This window comes from Mycobacterium ahvazicum, from assembly GCF_900176255.2.
GTDB classification, from domain to species: domain Bacteria; phylum Actinomycetota; class Actinomycetes; order Mycobacteriales; family Mycobacteriaceae; genus Mycobacterium; species Mycobacterium ahvazicum.
On sequence record NZ_FXEG02000003.1, the window covers coordinates 1680294 to 1699181 of the forward strand.

Annotated in this window: 20 protein-coding genes and 1 pseudogene; 12 read left to right on the forward strand and 9 right to left on the reverse strand. The window is 67.1% G+C overall.

Features of this window, described 5'->3' with window-relative positions; translation table 11 throughout:
* Nucleotides 1-3 precede the first annotated feature (3 nt).
* A complete protein-coding gene (locus MAAFP003_RS20505; protein ID WP_096291296.1) occupies nt 4-1728 on the forward strand; it encodes an NAD-binding protein in 1725 nt (574 codons plus the stop codon).
* Here the strand turns inward: MAAFP003_RS20505 and MAAFP003_RS20510 are convergent.
* A complete protein-coding gene (locus MAAFP003_RS20510) occupies nt 1725-2603 on the reverse strand; it encodes an LLM class flavin-dependent oxidoreductase (protein ID WP_096289593.1) in 879 nt (292 codons plus the stop codon). The genes MAAFP003_RS20505 and MAAFP003_RS20510 overlap by 4 nt on opposite strands.
* 39 nt (nt 2604-2642) lie before the next feature.
* Here MAAFP003_RS20510 and MAAFP003_RS20515 point away from each other — a divergent pair, with 39 nt between their 5' ends.
* Together MAAFP003_RS20515 and MAAFP003_RS20520 are read left to right on the forward strand one after the other, a co-directional pair.
* On the forward strand, nt 2643-3056 hold the full coding sequence (locus MAAFP003_RS20515) for a VOC family protein (RefSeq protein WP_096289594.1): 414 nt from the start codon (nt 2643-2645) through the stop codon (nt 3054-3056).
* A 19-nt stretch (nt 3057-3075) separates the two neighbouring features.
* On the forward strand, nt 3076-3465 hold the full coding sequence (locus MAAFP003_RS20520; RefSeq protein WP_096289595.1) for a VOC family protein: 390 nt from the start codon (nt 3076-3078) through the stop codon (nt 3463-3465).
* A 10-nt stretch (nt 3466-3475) separates the two neighbouring features.
* On the opposite strand, the gene MAAFP003_RS20525 is transcribed toward MAAFP003_RS20520, so the two are convergent.
* The 3 genes and pseudogenes from MAAFP003_RS20525 to cysD form a co-directional block, all read right to left on the reverse strand.
* Nucleotides 3476-3958 carry an Rrf2 family transcriptional regulator gene (locus tag MAAFP003_RS20525; RefSeq protein WP_096289596.1) on the reverse strand — a complete coding sequence of 161 codons (483 nt, stop codon included), beginning with the start codon at nt 3956-3958 and terminating at the stop codon, nt 3476-3478.
* Nucleotides 3959-4013: 55 nt separating this feature from the next.
* Entirely contained in the window at nt 4014-5867 is a 1854-nt protein-coding gene (gene cysC, locus MAAFP003_RS20530) for an adenylyl-sulfate kinase (protein ID WP_096289597.1), read from the reverse strand.
* A pseudogene (cysD, locus tag MAAFP003_RS20535) lies at nt 5867-6604 on the reverse strand (sulfate adenylyltransferase subunit CysD); the annotation flags it as partial. The pseudogene cysD and the gene cysC, both read right to left, overlap by 1 nt.
* A gap of 479 nt (nt 6605-7083) precedes the next feature.
* On the opposite strand from cysD, the gene MAAFP003_RS20545 reads away from it, so the two are divergent.
* Nucleotides 7084-7587 carry a hypothetical protein gene (locus tag MAAFP003_RS20545; protein ID WP_096289598.1) on the forward strand — a complete coding sequence of 168 codons (504 nt, stop codon included), beginning with the start codon at nt 7084-7086 and terminating at the stop codon, nt 7585-7587.
* 73 nt (nt 7588-7660) lie between these two features.
* Here the strand turns inward: MAAFP003_RS20545 and MAAFP003_RS29710 are convergent, their stop codons facing one another.
* The 4 genes from MAAFP003_RS29710 to MAAFP003_RS20565 form a co-directional block, all read right to left on the reverse strand.
* Nucleotides 7661-7891: a hypothetical protein gene (locus MAAFP003_RS29710; RefSeq protein ID WP_233209490.1), complete on the reverse strand. Its 231-nt coding sequence runs from the start codon at nt 7889-7891 to the stop codon at nt 7661-7663.
* A gap of 176 nt (nt 7892-8067) precedes the next feature.
* Complete coding sequence (locus MAAFP003_RS20555; RefSeq protein ID WP_011777814.1) at nt 8068-8475, reverse strand: DUF302 domain-containing protein; 408 nt, start codon at nt 8473-8475, stop codon at nt 8068-8070.
* Nucleotides 8476-8492: 17 nt separating this feature from the next.
* Nucleotides 8493-10475 carry a heavy metal translocating P-type ATPase gene (locus MAAFP003_RS20560; RefSeq protein ID WP_011777815.1) on the reverse strand — a complete coding sequence of 661 codons (1983 nt, stop codon included), beginning with the start codon at nt 10473-10475 and terminating at the stop codon, nt 8493-8495.
* Nucleotides 10468-10845 carry an ArsR/SmtB family transcription factor gene (locus tag MAAFP003_RS20565; RefSeq protein WP_011782545.1) on the reverse strand — a complete coding sequence of 126 codons (378 nt, stop codon included), beginning with the start codon at nt 10843-10845 and terminating at the stop codon, nt 10468-10470. Before MAAFP003_RS20565 ends, MAAFP003_RS20560 begins: the two co-directional genes overlap by 8 nt.
* A 154-nt stretch (nt 10846-10999) precedes the next feature.
* Here MAAFP003_RS20565 and MAAFP003_RS20570 point away from each other — a divergent pair, with 154 nt between their 5' ends.
* Genes MAAFP003_RS20570 through MAAFP003_RS20580 form a run of 3 tightly spaced genes read left to right on the forward strand, consistent with a single transcriptional unit; the run spans nt 11000 to nt 12468 of the window.
* On the forward strand, nt 11000-11263 hold the full coding sequence (locus MAAFP003_RS20570) for an SHOCT domain-containing protein (RefSeq protein WP_011777817.1): 264 nt from the start codon (nt 11000-11002) through the stop codon (nt 11261-11263).
* 5 nt (nt 11264-11268) lie between these two features.
* Nucleotides 11269-12048 carry a hypothetical protein gene (locus MAAFP003_RS20575; RefSeq protein ID WP_011777818.1) on the forward strand — a complete coding sequence of 260 codons (780 nt, stop codon included), beginning with the start codon at nt 11269-11271 and terminating at the stop codon, nt 12046-12048.
* A gap of 12 nt (nt 12049-12060) precedes the next feature.
* Nucleotides 12061-12468, forward strand: coding sequence for a hypothetical protein (locus tag MAAFP003_RS20580; protein ID WP_011777819.1), 408 nt, complete (start codon nt 12061-12063; stop codon nt 12466-12468).
* Here MAAFP003_RS20580 and MAAFP003_RS29965 read toward each other — a convergent pair.
* Entirely contained in the window at nt 12465-12590 is a 126-nt protein-coding gene (locus MAAFP003_RS29965) for a hypothetical protein (RefSeq protein WP_279304521.1), read from the reverse strand. The genes MAAFP003_RS20580 and MAAFP003_RS29965 overlap by 4 nt on opposite strands.
* A 300-nt stretch (nt 12591-12890) precedes the next feature.
* On the opposite strand from MAAFP003_RS29965, the gene MAAFP003_RS20585 reads away from it, so the two are divergent.
* The 5 genes from MAAFP003_RS20585 to MAAFP003_RS20605 are packed head-to-tail and all read left to right on the forward strand — an operon-like array spanning nt 12891 to nt 18794.
* Nucleotides 12891-13613 carry a hypothetical protein gene (locus MAAFP003_RS20585; RefSeq protein ID WP_011777820.1) on the forward strand — a complete coding sequence of 241 codons (723 nt, stop codon included), beginning with the start codon at nt 12891-12893 and terminating at the stop codon, nt 13611-13613.
* A 46-nt stretch (nt 13614-13659) separates the two neighbouring features.
* The gene (locus MAAFP003_RS20590; RefSeq protein ID WP_308212981.1) at nt 13660-14907 is read left to right on the forward strand and encodes an ImmA/IrrE family metallo-endopeptidase; all 1248 of its coding nucleotides are present in this window, start codon (nt 13660-13662) and stop codon (nt 14905-14907) included.
* A gap of 22 nt (nt 14908-14929) precedes the next feature.
* Nucleotides 14930-16129, forward strand: coding sequence for a tyrosine-type recombinase/integrase (locus MAAFP003_RS20595; protein WP_011777822.1), 1200 nt, complete (start codon nt 14930-14932; stop codon nt 16127-16129).
* A gap of 8 nt (nt 16130-16137) precedes the next feature.
* A complete protein-coding gene (locus MAAFP003_RS20600) occupies nt 16138-18363 on the forward strand; it encodes a tyrosine-type recombinase/integrase (protein WP_011777823.1) in 2226 nt (741 codons plus the stop codon).
* Nucleotides 18360-18794: a DUF6262 family protein gene (locus tag MAAFP003_RS20605; protein ID WP_011782546.1), complete on the forward strand. Its 435-nt coding sequence runs from the start codon at nt 18360-18362 to the stop codon at nt 18792-18794. The genes MAAFP003_RS20600 and MAAFP003_RS20605 overlap by 4 nt, the downstream gene beginning before the upstream one ends.
* Nucleotides 18795-18888 lie beyond the last annotated feature (94 nt).

The following is an 18888-nucleotide window of genomic DNA, read 5'->3' on the forward strand; positions in this document are numbered from 1 at the left end:
AGCATGCACGGCCATATCATCGTCAGCGGTGACGACGCGCTGGCGACGACGATCGCCGAGGAGCTGGAAAACGCCGGCGCCACCGTGGTCAAGCTCATCGACGACTCCGTCGCCGACACCAAGGAAGACCTCATCGAGGCCGGGATCGTCCGCGCGGCCGCCGTGGTCTGCGCCGGCGACGACGACGCGATCAACCTCGAAATCGCTTTACTGGCAAGGAAAGCCAACCCGAATGTGCGCGTGGTCGCCCGGCTGGCCAACGACGTACTGCGCGAAGCGGTCGCCGACGACAACGGTCCCGGAGCGATCCTCGATGTCGCCGAGTTGGCGGCGCCGTCGGTGGTCGAGGCTGCTCTGGCGCATACCGTGCACCCGTTCGAAGCGGCCGGCATCGAGTTTCTCGTCTCGGGCTCGCAGGCACCCTATGACGCGACGTTGCGCGAGATCTACGCCGACCTGGCCCCGGTCGCGGTGATCCACGGCGAGAACTCGCCCGCGCCCGGGCTGCTGGAGACCTGTCCTGGCCGCGACCTCAAGGTCCGCGCCGGCGACTGGACAGCGATGATCGGCACCGTCGACGAGCTGACGGCGCGCGGCATCAAGGCCCCGCGGCCCAACACGACGCGGCGCCGTCAGCGCCGCGTGCGTCTGGCCATCGACGTCGCCCGCGGCCTGCGCAACGACGTCAACCCGATGTTCATGCGTGCGGTCGCCGCGGTGCTGACCGTGCTGATCGGCTCGACGGTGTTATTGCGCTATTGCTACCAACCGCAGGCGAAGATGACCTGGGTCGACGCGTTGTACTTCAGCACCGAGACGATCGCGACGGTCGGCTATGGCGACTTCAGCTTCCTGACGCAGCCCACCTGGCTGCGACTGTTCAGCATCGGTTTGATGTTCGGCGGCCTGATGACCACCGCGGTCCTGGTGGCATTCATCGCCGACCTGCTGATCTCGCAGCGCTTCGCCCACACCGCCGGCCGCCGGCGGGCGCGCCACTTGCGCAACCACATCGTCGTCGTCGGACTGGGTTCGTTCGGCAGCCGCGTCGTCGCCGACCTGACCGCCGCCGGATACGAGGTCGCGGTGATCGAGATCGACGAGAACAACCGCTACCTGTCGACCGCTGCCGAGGTGCCGGTGATCTTCGGGGATGCGACGCTGCGCCAGACGCTGGAGGCGGCCCGGGTCGACACCGCACGTGCGATCGCGGTGCTGACCCACGACGACATGACCAATATCGAGACCGGGATCGTGCTGCGCGAGATGCTCGGTCCGCGGGTGATCCCGAGGGTCATCCGGCCCGATGTGCCGATCGTGCTGCGCATTTTCGACCACGCGCTCGGCAGCGCGGTGGCCGAACGGTTCGGTTTTGACACCGTGCGTTCGACCGTCGCACTGGCCGCTCCGTGGTTCGTCGGCGCCGCGATGGGCCTGCAGGTGCTGGGGACGTTCTCGGTCGGGCAGCGCTACTTCATGGTCGGCGGCATGCACGTGGCGGCGGGCAGCGAGCTCGACGGGATGCGGATGTTCGAACTGTCCACGCAGACCCGCGTCATCGCGATCACCCGCGACGACACCCCGGTCCAGCTGCACCCGCGACGCGACGCCCGGCTGCGCGCCGGCGACACCGTCTACCTCGTCGGCCCCTACCGCGAGCTGGTCGCGACGCTGCAAAAGGGCCAACCCCCGCAGCCGGAGGTCGGTCGCGAGCGGCTACCGGCCTAGAGCCGCGCGGCGACGTCGGCGGCCCGGCGCACCTGGCCGACATCCGAACTGGTCGGAATCAGCTGAACCTCGTCGGTGCCGATCTCCTCGAATTTGCGCAGGACCGCGAGCAGCTCGTCTTCGTCGCCGGCCCAGCCGGTCATCGGGGCCATTGCGTCCACGTACTCCGCCGGGATCCAGTTCATGTAGCGGCGCAGGTGCCGGTGTACCTGGGCGCGCGACTCCTCGGGCGTGCCGAACGCGAACCAGAACGACGTCACCAGATGTGGTTTGGGCTTGCCGGCCCGCGCCCACGCTTCCCGTGTGACGTCGAAGAGCTCATTTTGCTTGCCGACGTCCAGGTCCAGGGTGGTGCCGGCCAGCCCGTCGGCCCAGGCGGCCGCGCTGCGGATGGTCTTCGGTCCGATGCTGCCGACGAACAACGGCGGACCACCGGGCTGGACGGGTGCCGGTCCGACCGGGAGCACCGACTCAGTGATCTTTTCACCGGCCCATACCCGCTTCATCACCGCGACCCGATCGGCCATGTCGCGCATGGTCTGCGACGCGGGGTCGGCGCCCACCGCGTGGTAGTCCTCGTGCCTGCCACCCACGCCGATGCCGACGGTCAACCGGCCGCCGGACAGCATGTCGCCGGTCGCCAGGCCCTTGGCCAACATCACCGGATCGTGCAGCTGCGGCACGATCACCGTCGTCATCAGGCGCACCCGTTTCGTCCAGGCCGCGAGCGCACCGAGCAGCGTGAGGTTGTCCGGGTTTTCGAACGCGATGCGTTCACCCCAGCACAGCGACGAGAAGGGGCCCTCGTCGATCGCGCGCGCCCAGGTCTCGAGCACCGCGGCATCCAAATCCGGCTCCATCACCGGCATCGTCATTGCTATCCGCACGACGGCGATTCTGGCATGCTCGGGTAAGTGCCCTTAGCCAGTACCTCCATCGCACATGTCCGGCTGACCGTCACCGATATCGAGCGATCGCGGCAGTTCTACGAGAGCGTGTTCGGCTGGCCGGTGTTGCTGGAACTTCCCGAAAATGCCGACGAGGCAACCCGCAACCAGTTCTCCTTCTTGTACGGCGGCGTCATCTACGACCTCGGCGGCACGCTGCTCGGGCTGCGGCCGGTCGCCTCGGATCGCTTTCACGAAGACCGGTGCGGTCTTGACCACATCGCTTTCCGGCTCGCCAGCCTGGACGAATTAGACACCGCGGCAGCACATCTCGACGAACTGGGCGTCGAGCACGAGCCGATCAAGGATATCGGGCCGTCCTACATTCTGGAATTCCGCGACCCGGACAACATCGCGCTGGAGCTGACCGCGCCCAAATAGGTGAATACTGGAAAGAACTATGTCCATCAGTTTCAACCACACCATCGTCGCCGCCCGCGACAAACACGAATCCGCGGAATTCCTCGCCGAGCTCTTCGACCTGCCCGCCCCGAAGCCATTCGGCCACTTCATGGTCGTCGCACTCGAGCACGGGGTGAGCCTCGATTACGCCGACGCCCCCGAGGGGGATGAGATCCGGCGCCAGCACTACGCGTTCCTGGTGTCCGAGCCGGAGTTCGACACGATCTACGGCAAGATCCAATCGCGCGGCCTGCAGCATTGGGCCGATCCACGGCAAAGCCGACCCGGCGAGATCAACCACAGCGACGGCGGCCGCGGGGTCTACTTCCTGGATCCCGCCGGGCACGCTATGGAGATCTTGACTCGGCCCTATGGGTCAGGCAGCTGAGCCAACCGGGCTAGTCGGCGCGCGGAGCGCCATGCCGCAGGCTTTCCTGGCCGCGATAGTCGTCGGCGAGCTTGGCCACGTGTTTGGGCAGGGCGCCCGACGCCACATCAGCCAGCGTTGTCTCCTCCAAGACCGAGCGCATGCTGGCGCGCAGCGCACGCCACACGTCGGCCAGGGGTGCCGTCGGCCCCGAGTACGGCAGGTCACCGAGGCCGATGTCGCGGACACTGGCCAGCGGCCCGTCGATGCAGCGCAGCACGTCGGCAATGCTGATCTCGCTACCCGGACGGGCCAGCTCGTAGCCCCCGTCGCGGCCGCGGTGACTGCGCACCAACCGATCGGTACGCAGGTTGGTCAGGATGTCGACCAGAAACTGCGGTGGTATGCCCTGCGCTTGCGCCAAATCGTCGGTCTTGACCAGCGTGCCGCTGTCCGCGGTGGCGAGCTGAATCATCGCCCGCACCGCGTACTCCGCTTTTGCCGACATGCGCACGTTGAGGATTGTGCCACCATCGGCCCGTTGCGCTGCGGATGCTTGGGTCTGCGGGCTAGGCGCGCAACTCCAGCATGTCGATGACGCGCTGGGCCATTTCCTCGAGCGAACAGTCCGGGATCAACCGCAGATCCGGATTCTTGGGCCGCTGATACGGACTGTCGATGCCGGTGAAATGCGTGATTTCGCCCGCGCGGGCTTTGGCATACAGCCCCTTGGGATCACGCGCTTCACACTCCGAGAGCGGGGTATCGCAGAACACTTCGAAGAACTCAAATCCGGCGTCGTCGTGCACTTTACGAGCCATCTCGCGGTGCTCGGCCAGCGGACTGATCGCGGGCACCAGCACCGTCTGGCCGGAATCGGCGAGCAGCGTCGCGACATGAGCCAGCCTGCGCAGGTTCTCCGCGCGGTCGGCCATCGAAAAGCCCAGGTCGGCGTTCAGGCCGTGGCGCAGGTTGTCGCCGTCGAGAACATAAGCGGGAGTGCCCTTTTCGAGCAGCTTCTGCTCGACGAGCATCGCCACCGACGATTTACCCGCACCCGACAGGCCGGTGAGCCATACCGTCCGGCCGCGAGCCGCCCGGTCATCGGCGGTGACCAGCGACTTGTGCCGCACGGTGTTCGGGCTGGCCTTCTGCGCCGCGACGTCGCGCAGCACCATGCCCGCCGCCACCGTGCCGTTGGTGTTCGGATCGATCAGGATGAACGAGCCGGTGCTCGCGTTGCGGGTGTATTCGTCGAGCAGCAGCGGCACCTGCGTGCGCAGCGTTATGCGACCAAGTTCGTTGAGCTTCAACGCCGTAGCACTCTTGTCCCGATGCAGGGTGTTGACATCGAGGCGGTAGTCCAGCGCGGTGACCCGCGCGCGGGTGGTTCGGGTGGTGTGCTTGATGACGTAGTCGCGGCCCGGCTCGAGTGACGCGCCGTCGGCCATCCAGCACACGGTCGCGTCGAATTCCTGCGTGACCCTGGGCTGGTTGTTGGTGCGGGCGATCATGTCGCCGCGCGAAATGTCGATGTCGTCGGCCAGGCTCACCGAGACGGCCATTGGCGGAAATGCCTCTCCCACAGAGCCGTTCGGGCCTTCGATCTCGGTGATCCGGGTGGTCTTGCCGATCGGCAGCACCACCACCTCGTCACCGGGACGCATCACGCCGCTGGCCACCGTTCCGGCATAGCTGCGGTGGTCGCGATGCTCGTGGGTCTGCGGCCGGATCACGTACTGGACCGGGAAGCGCACGTCGACCAGATTGCGGTCGCCGGCGACATAGACCTCCTCCAGATGCGAGAGCAGCGCGGGACCCTCATACCAGGGCGTCTTGTCCGATTTGGTCACCACGTTGTCGCCGTGCAGCGCCGACATCGGGATGGTGGCCACGTCCTGCACGTCCAAACGTGCGGCGAAGGCGTGGAATTCGTCCTTGATCGCTTCGAATTTCTCTCTGTCCCAGTCGATCAGGTCCATCTTGTTGACGGCCAGCACAATGTGCTGGATGCCCAGCAGCGAGGCCAAAAAGGCGTGCCGCCGGGACTGCTCGAGCAGGCCTTGGCGGGCGTCGACGAGCACAATCACCAGTGCGGCGGTCGACGCACCGGTGACCATGTTGCGGGTGTACTGGATGTGCCCCGGAGTGTCGGCGATGATGAATTTGCGCCTGGGGGTCGCGAAGTAGCGGTAGGCGACGTCGATCGTGATGCCCTGTTCCCGCTCGGCCCGCAGGCCGTCGGTGACCAGCGCCAGATCGGTGTAGTCGTGGCCGCGCTCTTTCGAGGTCTTTTCGACCGCGGCCCACTGGTCTTCCATCACGGCCTTGGAGTCGTACAGCAGCCGCCCGATCAGGGTGGACTTGCCGTCGTCGACCGAGCCGGCCGTTGCGATGCGGAGCAGTGTCGTCGGTGCAGCCATCAGAAGTATCCCTGCCGTTTCCGGTCTTCCATTCCAGCCTCGGAGATGCGGTCGTCCGCCCTGGTGGCGCCGCGCTCGGTCAGTCGGGACACCGCCGTTTCGGCGATGACCTCCGAGACCGTGGCGGCCTCCGATTCGACGCACCCGGTGCAGGTGACATCGCCGACCGTGCGGAACCGCACCGTCTTCTCCATCACCGGCTCGTCGGCGCGCGGTTGCATGTGGCGGTGCACGGCCAGCAGCATCCCGTCGCGCTCGAACACCTTGCGCCGGTGGGCGTAATAGATGGACGGCAGCTTCACCTTCTCGGCGCCGATATAGGACCAGATGTCGAACTCGGTCCAGTTCGACAGGGGGAAGACGCGGATGTGCTCGCCCTTGTGGTGCCGGCCGTTGTAGAGGTTCCACAGCTCGGGACGCTGGGCCTTGGGGTCCCACTGGCCGAATTCGTCGCGGAAGCTGAACACCCGCTCCTTGGCGCGGGCCTTCTCCTCGTCGCGCCGGGCGCCGCCGAACGCGGCGTCGAACTTGTTCTCGCGGATGGCACGCAGCAGCGTCACGGTCTGAATCGGGTTGCGCGACGGGATGGTCTCGACGACCCGGCCGGCGTCGATGTCTTCCTGCACCGATGCCACTACCAGGCGCACCCCGAACTCGTCGACGAGTTCGTCGCGGGTCGAGATCACTTCGTCGAAGTTGTGGCCGGTGTCGACATGCATGACCGGAAACGGCAGCCGCCTTATCTGTAACGGGTTGTGGGGTGTGTAGGACTGTCACCCACGTGGGTTTTAGATGGGGTTTTCTCGTAGGGGACACTGTTATCTGTAACGGTGTCACCGACGTTGGCTCGCGGTGGGTGTTGCTGTCTTATCTGTAACGGGAACTGTGAAACCGTTCGCTGCCGCTGGTAGGCACGTAAGTTACATGTGTACTACCGACCGGGTAGGTCTGCTAATCCGTACGCATGTGTAGGACGTGTGTCAGGGGTCTGACTTGGATCCCCGCGTGACAGATCTGTTGTCCAATGGGCGGTCGACAGAAGTCAGGCGCCACTGAAGTGAACGCTCCTGCGTAGCGCTCATGGCGACCGCCCATGATCTCCAGATCGATCCGGGGCATCGTCGATCGGTATTGGTGAGCTAGTGGTTCAGTGAAGATTCGATGAAGAACGCGGCGTTTCGATTCATCGCCTGGGTGGCATCGGCATGATCGAGTCATGACCGAAACGCCCGAATCCCGGACTGAACCGACCGCGGTGGCCACCGAGCAGGGGCGCGGGGAGCTGTCGCCTGGATCGGACCGTCCCAACAGGCTCACCCAGAGCGCGGCATGGGTGGGCATCGTTGCTGGTGTCGTGTTCATCGTCGCGGTGATCTTCTTCTCCGGGTTCTTCGTCGGAAAGCAGTACGGCGGCGGTTACCGCGACGGGCGCGGAATGTCTTACCCCGGCGGGATGATGGGGCCCGGCGGGATGATGGGGCCCGGCGGGATGATGGGGCCCGGCGGGATGATGGGCCCCGGAGGACCCGGCGGGATGATGGGCCCCGGAGGACCCGGCGGGATGATGGGCCCCGGAGGACCCGGCGGGATGATGGGCCCTGGATCGTGGGGACCGGGCGGGATGATGGGGCCTGGATCGTGGGGACCCGGGATGATGGGCCCCGGTCAGCAGCCATCGCCGACCACAACTCCGGCCGTCCCAACCACGCCTCAGCGGTAGCCCTTTCACCCCGCGGGTTGGGCTGCACCAAGCCCCTACCGCTGTGCTGCGACAGGGTGGTGGAGCCACCTCGTTAGGGCATCGGCGGCGTGCTTCTTGCTATGCGCGTCCGAAGAGTGGTTCGCCGTCGTTGCCAGAGTAGGAAGATGAACCGGTCCAGGTCGGCGCGCAGTTCATCGGCGGTGCAGCCGGGATGACCGACGTAGTGGGTCAGTGATGCGTCGAGGCGCCCGGTGTCGGAGGCGAGCCAGTCGTTGACGAACTGCAGCAGCTCGGTCAATTCGACGGCATCGGCGATATCCAAGCGGCATAAACACGCCTCCGGATCGGGGTTGCCGTCGACGACAATCGGATTAGCCGGCCTGACGAGTGCAGGTCGGCCTTTGATTGCGGGTGTTCTCCAACAGCGTGGCCGGTGGCCTACCGCCCCAGCAGCACGCACTTGTCATCGTTCGCGCGGCGAACGCGGCCGGGGGAGGGTTAGGTGTGGTCGAGTGCGTCGATGACGGCTTGCAGTTTGGTGGTGACCTGTTCGGCGACCTGTGCTACTCCGGGTGCGTCGCTGAGGTCGGCCATCAGCGCGGGATTGATGGCATCGACGATGACGGTGTCGTTGCCGTGGGTGGTGTCGGCGCGCACGACGACGTTGCAGGGCAGCAGCAGCCCGATCTCGGGGTCGCTGAGCACGGCTTGATGCGCCAGGGGCGGGTTGCAGGCTCCCAGGATCAGATAGTCGGCCATGTCGACGTCGAGTTTGGCCTTCATGGTGGCTTTCACGTCGATCTCGGTGAGCACCCCGAACCCGTGGTCGGCCAGGGCTTTTCGGGTTCGCGTGACCGCGTCGTCGAAGGAGGTGTGCAGTGTGGTTGATAGTGCCAGTTTGGTCATCGTTGTCTCTTTCCTGCTCAGCGGTGTGCGGCGTTTCCGATCTGTGCTGTCGCGCGGCGGGTGCTCACCCGCCGGCCGTGTGGTTGCGGGATCCCGGCTAGGGGTTGGGTGCGCCCGGCGCGGACGCCGTTGGCGATGACGACGATTTCGGCGAGTTCGTGCACGAGCACCACGGCGGCCAGGCCGAGGACACCGAGTAGGGCCAGGGGCAGCAGGATGGTGATGATCGCCAACGATAGGCCGATGTTTTGCAGCATGATGCGCCGGGATCGGCGGGCGTGGGACAGCACTTGGGGCAGGTGGCGCAGGTCTTGGCCCATCAGGGCGACGTCGGCGGTTTCGATGGCGACGTCGGTGCCCATGGCGCCCATCGCGATGCCCAGGTCGGCGGTGGCCAGGGCGGGGGCGTCGTTGACGCCGTCACCGACCATCGCGGTGGGCCGCCGGGAGCGCAGTTCCTCGATGATGCGGGCCTTGTCCTCGGGCCGCAGGTCAGCGTGCACGTCGTCGATGCCGGCGTCGGCGGCCAGCGCCCGGGCGGTGCGCTCGTTGTCCCCGGTCAGCATCGCCACCTGGTAGCCGTGGGCGCGCAGCCCACCGATCACCTCGGGGGCTTCGGGTCGCAGTTCGTCGCGCACCGCCACCGCACCCAACACGGCGCCGTCGCGTTCGACGAGCACCGCGGTCGCCCCGGCGCGCTGCATCCGGTCGATGACCTCGGCCAGCGGGCCAGGTTGGATCCAGCCGGGACGCCCGAGCCGGACCAGACTCCCGTCCAGCCACCCGGACAGCCCGGCACCGGGTACCGATTCAACATCGCGGGCCGGAGTGAGCTGATCGGTGGCGGCGAGGATGGCCGCGGCCAGCGGGTGTTCACTGCGGGCCTCCAGCGCGGCGGCCACCGCCATCACCTCGCCGCCCGAAACCCCGTCGGCGGGTACCACGGTGATGACGGTGGGCTGGTTGCGGGTCAGCGTGCCGGTCTTGTCCAGGGCGATCCCACGGATGCGGCCCAATGCCTCCAGCGCGGCACCGCCTTTGATGAGGACACCCATCTTGCTCGCGGCGCCGATCGCGGCGACCACGGTGACCGGCACCGCGATCGCCAGCGCGCACGGTGAGGCCGCGACCAGCACCACCAGCGCCCGTTCGATCCACACCCGCGGATCCCCGACCACGCTGCCCGCCACGGCGATGATCGCCGCGGCGACCATGACGGCCGGCACCAGCGGGCTGGCGACCCGGTCGGCCAGGCGTTGGCTGGAACCCTTGCGAGCCTGCTCGGCCTCCACAATCGCCACGATCCGGGCCAGCGAGTTGTCGGTGGCGGTGGCGGTGATCTGCACGTCGAGCACCCCGGTGCCGTTGATCGAGCCGGCGAACACCGCATCACCGGGGCCGGCTTCGATCGGCACCGACTCCCCAGTGATCGCCGAGGTGTCCAGCGCGCTGCGGCCCGCGGTGATGACCCCGTCGGTGGCGATGCGCTCCCCGGGTTTGACCACCATCACCTCGCCCACGGCGAGTTCGGTGGGGGCGACCCGGTATTCGCGCCCACCGCGGCGCACCGTGGCGACGGCAGGGACCAGCGACAGCAGCGCCCGCAAGCCCCGGCGGGTGCGGGTGATCGAGTACTCCTCGAGGCCTTCGCTGATCGCGAACAAGAACGCCAGCATCGCGGCCTCGCCGACCTCACCGAGGGACACCGCACCGACAGCGGCGATCGTCATCAGCGTGCCGACACCGATCTTGCCCGCCACCAACCGCTTCAACGTGGACGGGACGAAGGTCACACCGGCGATCACCAGTGCCGCGGCCTCCGCCACCAGCGTCACCGGCCCGGGTCCGCCAGCCCAGCCCACGATCAGACCCGCCAGCAGCAGCACCCCGGCCAGCGCGGCAGCCCGGATCTCGCTGACCTGCCACAGTTTCTCCGGGCCCCGCTCGCGCTCATCGCGCTCGGCACCGGGGTCGTCGTGGCCGCAGCAGGTGTCACTCACAGGCAGACCCCGATGCGCTGCCTGTGCCGTAATTGGGGCACAACGCGACCGCGTTGCCGGTGGCCGCCAGCAGTGTTTCGGCCGCCGCCAACAGATCGAGCAGTTCCGGGCGGGTCAACGAATAGAACACCTGCCGTCCCTGCGGACGGCCCGCCACCAGACCGCACTCGCGCAGACACCCCACATGCGCCGACACCGTCGACTGGGCCAACCCCAACTCCGCAACCAGGTCGGCCACCCGGGCCTCCCTGTGAGCCAACCGGCCCACGATCGCCAACCGGGTGCCATCAGAGAGGCCACGGAACAACGCCACCGCCGCATCCACACCCGACGCCGGTCCGGCCAGACAACCCGCACTATCCATCGTCATTGGACGATAATACTGTGTTTTAGCTGGTAATACCGAAAGACACCGATCATTGAGGACCATCGGCCCTACCTGGCATCGGCACTGCGCGAGCAGGCTGGCCTGAGCAGCCCCCGGTGCGGGGCTTGGTATTTCAGGCGAAAGGGACACGACCATGATGTATGACGGCTGGGGCTGGGGCGGCATGGGCTCCGGTGGCTGGATCCTGATGACCGTGCTGATGGTGCTGTTCTGGGCGGCGGTGATCACCGCCGTGGTCCTGGCCATCCGCTACCTGACCGGTCCGCGGCACACCGGCGCGCACCCGCCCGGACCGGGGCCGGCACGCGCGGAAGGGCTGCTCGCCGAACGCTTCGCCCGCGGCGAGATCGACGAAGACGAATATCAGCGGCGTATGACCCTGCTGCGTGAACACCGTTGACCGCGATGCGCTCCCACCGTCTCTGGCTGATCTTGGCCATCGCGATCGCATCGGTGATCCTCGGGGTCACCACCACCGCGATCTGGCACCCCGGCGGGCCGTTCGGCCGCCAAACACCGGTCGCCAACGCCCCCTACCCGAACGCCCCAGGCGCCTGGGGTCCGGGCTCGATGGGCCCGGGCATGATGGGCCCCTGGCGGTACCCGGCCGCCCCGCCGCCGTCCTGTTCCGCGCCCGCCCTACCCGGTGCGGTGGTCGACGTCACCCTCGCCGACATGGGAGCGATGATGGGCCCCGGCGGCATGATGGGCCCGGGCATGATGAGCCGCGGCGGCATGATGGGCCCCGGCATGATGGGGCCGGGCTGGAACGGCCCGAATGGCCCGGGGCAAACCGGCTACCGATGGCCGGGCATGGGGATGATGCGCATCGTCGTCACCCCGGCCTCCGTTCCGGCGGGACCGGTGTCGTTTCGGGTACTCAACACCGGCGGGTTGAGCCACGAGCTCGTCGTGCTGCCCCTGGCACAGGGCCAGTACCCCGGATGGCGTGTCACCGGTCCCGACGGCAAGGTCGACGAGGCCGGCAGCCTAGGTGAGGCCTCCCGCACCTGCGGCGCCGACAAAGGTGACGAACAGTCACCCCAATACGGCATCGGCCCTGGCGGCACCGGCTGGACCACCATCACCCTGACCCCGGGACGCTACGAGCTGATCTGCAACATCGCCGGCCACTACTGGGCCGGGATGTATGCCGAACTCGACGTCACCAGCCCACCCAAATAAGCGAGACGAACCATGTTCACCAGACGTGCAACGATCACCACCGCGACCATCCTCGCGCTAGCCGGATCGGTCGCAATCGGGCTCAGCGGCGGCGAGACGACCACCCTCGCACAACCCCCAGGCGGGGTTTCATCGACCAGCGGGCCCGCACTGCCGGTCCAGGGCCCATGGGACCAGTGCTGGGGACCCAACGGCTGGGACCCCAATTGCTGGGGACCCGGACCATGGGGTCCCGGCGGATACGGACCGGGCATGACGGGCCCCGGCGGATACGGCGGACCGGGCATGATGGGTCCCGGCGGATACGGACCGGGCACGATGGACCCGGGACAGTGGGGGCCAGGCATGATGGGCCCGGGACAGTGGGGTCCTGGACAGTACGGACCGGGCATGATGGGCCCCGGGCCGTGGGATTACTAACAGCGCTGCCGTCGCACCACCGAAGCCGCTGTGATCGCCGAGAGTTCGGTGACGTCAAGCCCAGGCGCATCCGCGGTCGGCGCGAGGAATCCGGCGAGAATGCGGACGGCGTCGAGCGACACGCACTCACCGGTTGACCAATCACACCTGTCTCACCTGTCACACTCACACACGTGTTCGATGCCTGCGCGGCCCTGACTTCGGCGCCCGGCAGCGTCGCAGGGTCGGTTCGCTCGGGGCGGCTCACTGCAGCGGATTCGACACCGCCGCACCACCTAAAACCAGTCGAAATGGCCGTGTTTGCACAGCATTTCACCTCTTACACATGTATACTACGAAGGTGCCTGACCAGCAGAAATCGTCCACGCGACACACGGCGCGCCTCCGTGACGATGTAGGAATAGACGTGCAATATTTCAGCCATGGACCTACAGGAGTTGGTCGAGCGGCTGATGAAGCAGCATCGCTCCGCCTTCGCCCGGCTGCTCGGGGAGATCGAAGCGGCCTACGACGAAGTGGTGGCCCTGCACGCGCGGCGGTTTCCCGACCCGCGTCAGATCCCCGGGGGCATGCTCTGCGGGGACGTGCGGGCGACCGTGCTGGCGATGAACGGTATGGATGCGCTGACCCGTACCGGCGAGTCGACGCGAGAGGTGCCCACGAGCGCGTCCTGCGGCCCGGATTCCACGTTGCGGATGACCTCGGGGTCCAATACGTCGGTACGGCTTGGCGATTCGAATATGGCCATGGCCAGGGTGCGCAAGCTGGCACCCGACGTGGTGGACGGTCTGGCGCTGTTTCTGCCGCAGGCCACACCTGCGGCGAAGCCGGGGGTGCAGTTGTTCCTCGACGACGGTGCCGCCGAACCGGTGATGGGGCCGCCGGGCTTGGAGCAGGAATACGAGTTGATCGTCTACTGGTGGCCGACACCGGACAAGGCGTCGGTGGCGGGTGCGATCCTGGCCGCGGTGGCCGACTTGAACACCAACGACGAGCGGATCCTGGTGTTCACCGCGTTGCCGCCGGCGATCCGGCCCAAGACGGCGGCCGAGGAGCAGCAGGCAGTCACCGATTACCAGCCCGACGGGGACTTCAACGAGATTTTCGGCAAGAAGTCCACCGACACTGGGGATCCGGGCGCGTAAATGAGTGCGGGGTACCGGCCGGGGTTTACCGGGGACGAGGTGGTCGGTGATGACGGTCGAGGTGTTCGGCGCACGGGTCCGCCAGGCCCGGGTGCTGCGGCAGATGACCGCCACGGCGGTGATGGAGCACATGGGGTGGCGTTCCCCGCGCCAGACGCGTCTGGAGCAGGCCGAGACCGCCACCTTGGACGCCCTCGAGTTCGAGGCGCTGGTCGCGTTGTTGCGTTTCCCGGCACGGTTTTTCACCACTGCACCGGTGTCACGGGTCGCAGCGCGGGATCTGCTGTTCCGGGCGCCCAAGGCTACGACGGTCACCGAGAAGGAGTATTTGGCGGTGTTCGCCAACGTGGTCGGTGATCTGGTCGATCAGCTCAACGGCGTGGAGAAGGGGCCCGTGGTGGCGCTGGAGCCGTTGCCGGTGGGCACCGATGTGGTCACCGCGGCGGCCAAGGCCAGGGCGTGGCTGGGCCGCGAGGCGTGCGAGCCGATCCGCTATCTGACCTATGACTTGGAAGCGGCCGGGGTTCCGGTGGTGTTGCGCACCAAGCATTCTCGCTCCACGGGTCGCATCGACTGGGACACCCAAGACGAGGAACCCGCCGGTGGGTTGACCGAGAAGCATCTGGGCTGCTCGGCGCGGACCGGGGAGTTCCGGCAACGCCCACTGGTGTTGATGCGCAGTATCGACTCCTGGGAACGCAGCCGCTGGACGGTCGCCCACGAGATCGGCCATCTGGTGTTGCACCGCCATGGCGAGGTCAGCGATGACCAGGAGAACGAGGCGTCGCGGTTCGCGTCGGAGTTCTTGGCGCCGGCGGCGGCGATCGCGGCCGAGATCACCGATGCCCCGACCCTGAATCATCTGATGCCGGTGAAGTTGAAGTGGGGAATTTCGTTGGGCGCGTTGATCATGCATCTGCGCGAATCCAAGCTGATCGATGAGCACCGCGCGGCGATGCTGCAGCGCCAGCTCTACACCCGGATCAACTCCGAGACCGGGCGCACCTGGGGAAAGACCGAACCTGGGTGGGACGCCCGCCTGCCCGAGCAGCCGCGGCTGCTGATCAAGTGGGTCGAGGCCTGCTACGGCGCGACGTCGGTGGAGATGCTGGCTGCATTGGATTTGATCTTCCCGGCCGATCTGCTGGCCGACATCCTAGCCGGACAGCGCGGGGCGAGCGCGCCGCGGCCGGCGCGGGTCGATGTTGCGCTGGCCCCGGTGGGCGGCACCGACCGTGGTGACACGGTGGTGGTGGCGGCCTCGGAGCGGTTCCGGTCGCGCCGGCAAGCCTGAACGGATTCGTGGGACATCGGCGATGGCACGCACGCAACGCATCGCCCTGGCCGAGGACACCGATACGTTCACCGTGGTGGGTCCGGATTTTCTGCCGATCGACCCGGCCGAGGAGTTCCTGCAGTTTCTGCGCGACGACGAGGCCTCCCCTAACACGGTGAAGGCCTACGCCGCGGGGCTGGCGGCCTGGTGGACGGTGCTGGAGCACACCGGTACCGACTGGCGTGAGATCAGCACCAGCCTGTTCGGGCAGTTTCTGGCCTATCTGCGCACCGGGGACCTGCCGGGCACCGCCCGCATCGGCGCCCCCGAGGGCTGGCTCGGCGCGGCCAGCACCGCGTTGCGGGCCGCGGCGGTGCTGGCCTGCTACCGCTACCACGCCGACGCCCACGGGCTCGTCGGCCCGTATCAGCGGCTGCACACCAGCCGCGGCAAACGTGGCCGGTCACGTTACATCCCGATGCTGGCCGGGGTCGGTGCGGCGCGGCCGGCCAAGGACCGCCCCATTTACACGGTGCGCCGCGGCAATCGCGCCGCCACCCCGGTGCTGCTGCCCGCCCAGGTCGGGCTCATTCTCGATGGCTGCGCCACCCAAACCGGCCATGAGTGGTCCGGGCCGGCATCGGGGCTGCGCGACCGTTTGTTGTTCGCGGTGCTGGCCGAAACGGGGATGCGGTTGGGGGAGGCATTATCGTTGCGGCACCACGATTTCCACATCGGCGCTGGCGGCACCCCGTGGATCGATATCGCCGCGCGCCAAGACCACCCCCGCGGAGCGCGCGGCAAGACGCTCTCCCCGCGGCGGGTCTATATCGGTGACGACCTGGAGGCGCTGTATTCCTCCTACGTGTGGCATCTGATCGATCACGGCGCGGATCTGGCAGTGCCGGACCTGACCACTCATTTCGTGTTCGTCAACCTGACCGCGGGGACACCGTTCGCGCCGACGCGTCCTGAAACCGTCTACGCCAAAGTCGATTCGGTCACCAGCCGCGCCGCCGGGGCGCTGCCACAGGGGTGGTCTCCGCACTGGCTGCGCCACACCCACGCCACCGCGCTGCTGCTCTCCGGCGCGGCCCCACACGTGGTGATGCGCCGCCTGGGCCACGCCGACATCCAAACCACCCTCTCCACCTACGGGTGGGTCACCGAGGACGCCGAGATGCGCACCCTGGCCCAATGGCGCAACTACGTGGCCGGCTGGAAAGGACTCACACCGTGACCACACCGATGGACCCACCGCCGCCCCGGGGCGCGGCCTCATCCCCGGTCGCGGTCAGTTCCTGGCAGTCCCAATGGGCCCGAGTGCCCGGGCAGTGGCGTAAGCCCGTCTATCCGATCGACACCGCACCCTTCCAGGAGGTGTTCCTGCGCAACCAGTTCTACCTGCGGGGCAACCGCGCCGGGGCCGCCCACGACTTCACCCCCGCCGCACCACCGCGATTCGCCGAGGAAATCGCTTGGTGGGTGTGGTGGTGCTGGGATCAGCAGCTGCGCAAGATCGAGCCGTCGCTGCTGGCGTGGCTGGTGCGCACCCTGCCCGCGGCCATCTCCGAGCACACCACCCGCACCGGCGCTGCGCCCACTAGTATCGCCGAGCTCGATCCCACCGAGCTGATCCGCCAGGCCGCGTTGAGCTTTCAGCGCCGCAACAACCGGCTGCCCTCACCCGGATCGCGGCGCAACATCAGCCACCTCATCGAACACCTGCACTTGAACGTGTCGGTATCGTGCACCGACACCCCGTGGTGGGCCCACGACATCTGGGATCTGCGCGCCGATCCCCGCATCCCGCAACGCCCGCACGAACCCTGCCACGACCAGACGGTGCGGCTGCGCGGGATCACCCCAGACTGGCTGCGCGAAGGCCTGCGGTTCTGGCTGCGCAGCGCCCTGACCTACGACCTGCTCACCTGGTCCTCGGTCGTTGACCGGGCCCGCAACCTCGGCTCGCAGCTGGGCCACTTCGCCACCACCGCAGGTCATCTGCAAGACCCCTTGATCAGCACCGACCCCGACCAGCTGCGCACGGTGTTCCTCGACTACCTCGACTACCTGCGCTCACCGCAGGCCGCCACCCATTCCGAGCGGCTCACCTCCGACACGGTCGCTAGCCTGCAAGCCCAAACCCAGTCGTTCTACACGTTCATGCACGACCACGCCGCCGAGGCAGCGACGGCCACCGCCACGGCACGCTGGCGCGACATCACCCTGACCCACACGGCGTTATGGTCGCCCATCAACGCCCCCAAACACCGCCGCCGCGCACGCGAACTCACCTGGCATTCCACCGCCGACCTGCAACGCATGCTCGCCTACCTCGACGTTTTGGCCGCAGAACCCAAACAGAAAGTGGTGCTCACCGGCCCCGACGGGGACCTCTCGGTCCTCGCAGGCCTCGGTGACCCCCAAGCCGCCCGGATCTGGCTGCTGCAAGCACTCACCGGCAGGCGGGCCTCGGAGATCTTGATGCTCGATTACGACCCGCTCGAGGCGATCCCGGGCCAGGACCGGCCCGTCGGCACCGAACCCGACAACGGGGCGTTCGTGGCGCGGCTGCGCTATCAACAGACCAAAGTCGACGGGATCGTCCCCACCATCCTGGTCGAGCAAGCCATCGTCGACATCATCGGTGAGCAACAACGATGGCTCACCACCAAATACCCTCAGCTGCAATCCAAATACCTGTTTCTCGGGCTGAAGAATCAGCACCGCGGGCAACGGCCCCGCTCCTACACCACCTACCGGGCCATGCTCGACAAACTCGACAAGTGCCACACCCTCACCGACAGCGCCGGGCGGGCACTGCGATTCACCCAAACTCACAGGCTGCGTCACACCCGGGCCACCGAACTGCTCAACGATGGCGTTCCGTTCCACGTCGTGCAGCGCTACCTCGGCCACAAAAGCCCCGAAATGACCGCCCGCTACGCCGCCACGCTGGCCGCGACCGCCGAAGCGGAATTCCTCAAACACAAGAAGATCGGGGCACACGGTGCCGACATCGACATCACCCCGCACGACATCTACGAGATGACCCAGCTGGCCGCCCGCACCGACCGCGTCCTGCCCAACGGGGTCTGTCTGTTGCCCCCGCTCAAACAATGCGACAAAGGCAACGCCTGCCTGGGCTGCGGGCACTTCGCCACCGACACCACACACCTGGACGAACTGCGCGCCCAGCTCGCCGCGACCGAGGCGCTCATCGCGACACGGCGCGACCAATACCGGCAACGCGCCGGCCGCGAACTTGGTGACGACAACATCTGGATCATCGAACGACACCGCGAAATCGACTCGCTGCATGCCATCATCGACCGCCTCGCCGCCACCGCCGACAACTCCGTCGCCGGCCCAGGCACAGGCAAACGACTGCCGCTGCTGCAGATCCAAACCCGCGGAGCCCACCAATCCGCCCTCGACAAGGCCAGCCGACCCCGCACCGGTGAGCAATGACCACACCGCGCTCCACCGACGCGATCGTCGCCCACGCCAAGAAGCGCTACGCCGCCACCGAAAACAAGATCGCCAAAGCGATCAAGGACATGCGCCGAAAAGGGCTCACGATCAACCCGCAAACCGTCGCCAAACACGCACGGGTTTCCCGCAAAAGCGTCTACAACCACAGCAACCTGCTCGACCAGATCCACGCCGAATCAGCCAAACCCACCCTCAACCCGGCACCCACGACACCCCAGCCCGACACCGAATCCAGCATCGTCACCGCCTTGCGCGAACAACTCCGCACCCAAAAGCAGCGCTACCAGACAGAGATCGCCGAACTCAAAGCCGAGAACAAAACCCTCGAACAAGCCCTCGCCACCGCACACGGCGAACTGCACCGCCTCCGCAACACAGCAACACCCACCGCGAGCCAACGTCGGTGACACCGTTACAGATAACAGTGTCCCCTACGAGAAAACCCCATCTAAAACCCACGTGGGTGACAGTCCTACACACCCCACAACCCGTTACAGATAA

What these genes read in the sequence shown, in the direction of transcription:
- MAAFP003_RS20505 (WP_096291296.1), top strand. Translation starts at nt 4, where the DNA reads ATGCACGGCCATATCATCGTCAGCGGTGACGACGCGCTGGCGACGACG.
- MAAFP003_RS20510 (WP_096289593.1), bottom strand. Translation starts at nt 2,603, where the DNA reads ATGACGATGCCGGTGATGGAGCCGGATTTGGATGCCGCGGTGCTCGAG.
- MAAFP003_RS20520 (WP_096289595.1), top strand. Translation starts at nt 3,076, where the DNA reads ATGTCCATCAGTTTCAACCACACCATCGTCGCCGCCCGCGACAAACAC.
- cysC (WP_096289597.1), bottom strand. Translation starts at nt 5,867, where the DNA reads ATGGCTGCACCGACGACACTGCTCCGCATCGCAACGGCCGGCTCGGTC.
- MAAFP003_RS20545 (WP_096289598.1), top strand. Translation starts at nt 7,084, where the DNA reads ATGACCGAAACGCCCGAATCCCGGACTGAACCGACCGCGGTGGCCACC.
- MAAFP003_RS20555 (WP_011777814.1), bottom strand. Translation starts at nt 8,475, where the DNA reads ATGACCAAACTGGCACTATCAACCACACTGCACACCTCCTTCGACGAC.
- MAAFP003_RS20565 (WP_011782545.1), bottom strand. Translation starts at nt 10,845, where the DNA reads ATGACGATGGATAGTGCGGGTTGTCTGGCCGGACCGGCGTCGGGTGTG.
- MAAFP003_RS20570 (WP_011777817.1), top strand. Translation starts at nt 11,000, where the DNA reads ATGTATGACGGCTGGGGCTGGGGCGGCATGGGCTCCGGTGGCTGGATC.
- MAAFP003_RS20575 (WP_011777818.1), top strand. Translation starts at nt 11,269, where the DNA reads ATGCGCTCCCACCGTCTCTGGCTGATCTTGGCCATCGCGATCGCATCG.
- MAAFP003_RS20580 (WP_011777819.1), top strand. Translation starts at nt 12,061, where the DNA reads ATGTTCACCAGACGTGCAACGATCACCACCGCGACCATCCTCGCGCTA.
- MAAFP003_RS20585 (WP_011777820.1), top strand. Translation starts at nt 12,891, where the DNA reads ATGGACCTACAGGAGTTGGTCGAGCGGCTGATGAAGCAGCATCGCTCC.
- MAAFP003_RS20595 (WP_011777822.1), top strand. Translation starts at nt 14,930, where the DNA reads ATGGCACGCACGCAACGCATCGCCCTGGCCGAGGACACCGATACGTTC.
- MAAFP003_RS20600 (WP_011777823.1), top strand. Translation starts at nt 16,138, where the DNA reads ATGGACCCACCGCCGCCCCGGGGCGCGGCCTCATCCCCGGTCGCGGTC.
- MAAFP003_RS20605 (WP_011782546.1), top strand. Translation starts at nt 18,360, where the DNA reads ATGACCACACCGCGCTCCACCGACGCGATCGTCGCCCACGCCAAGAAG.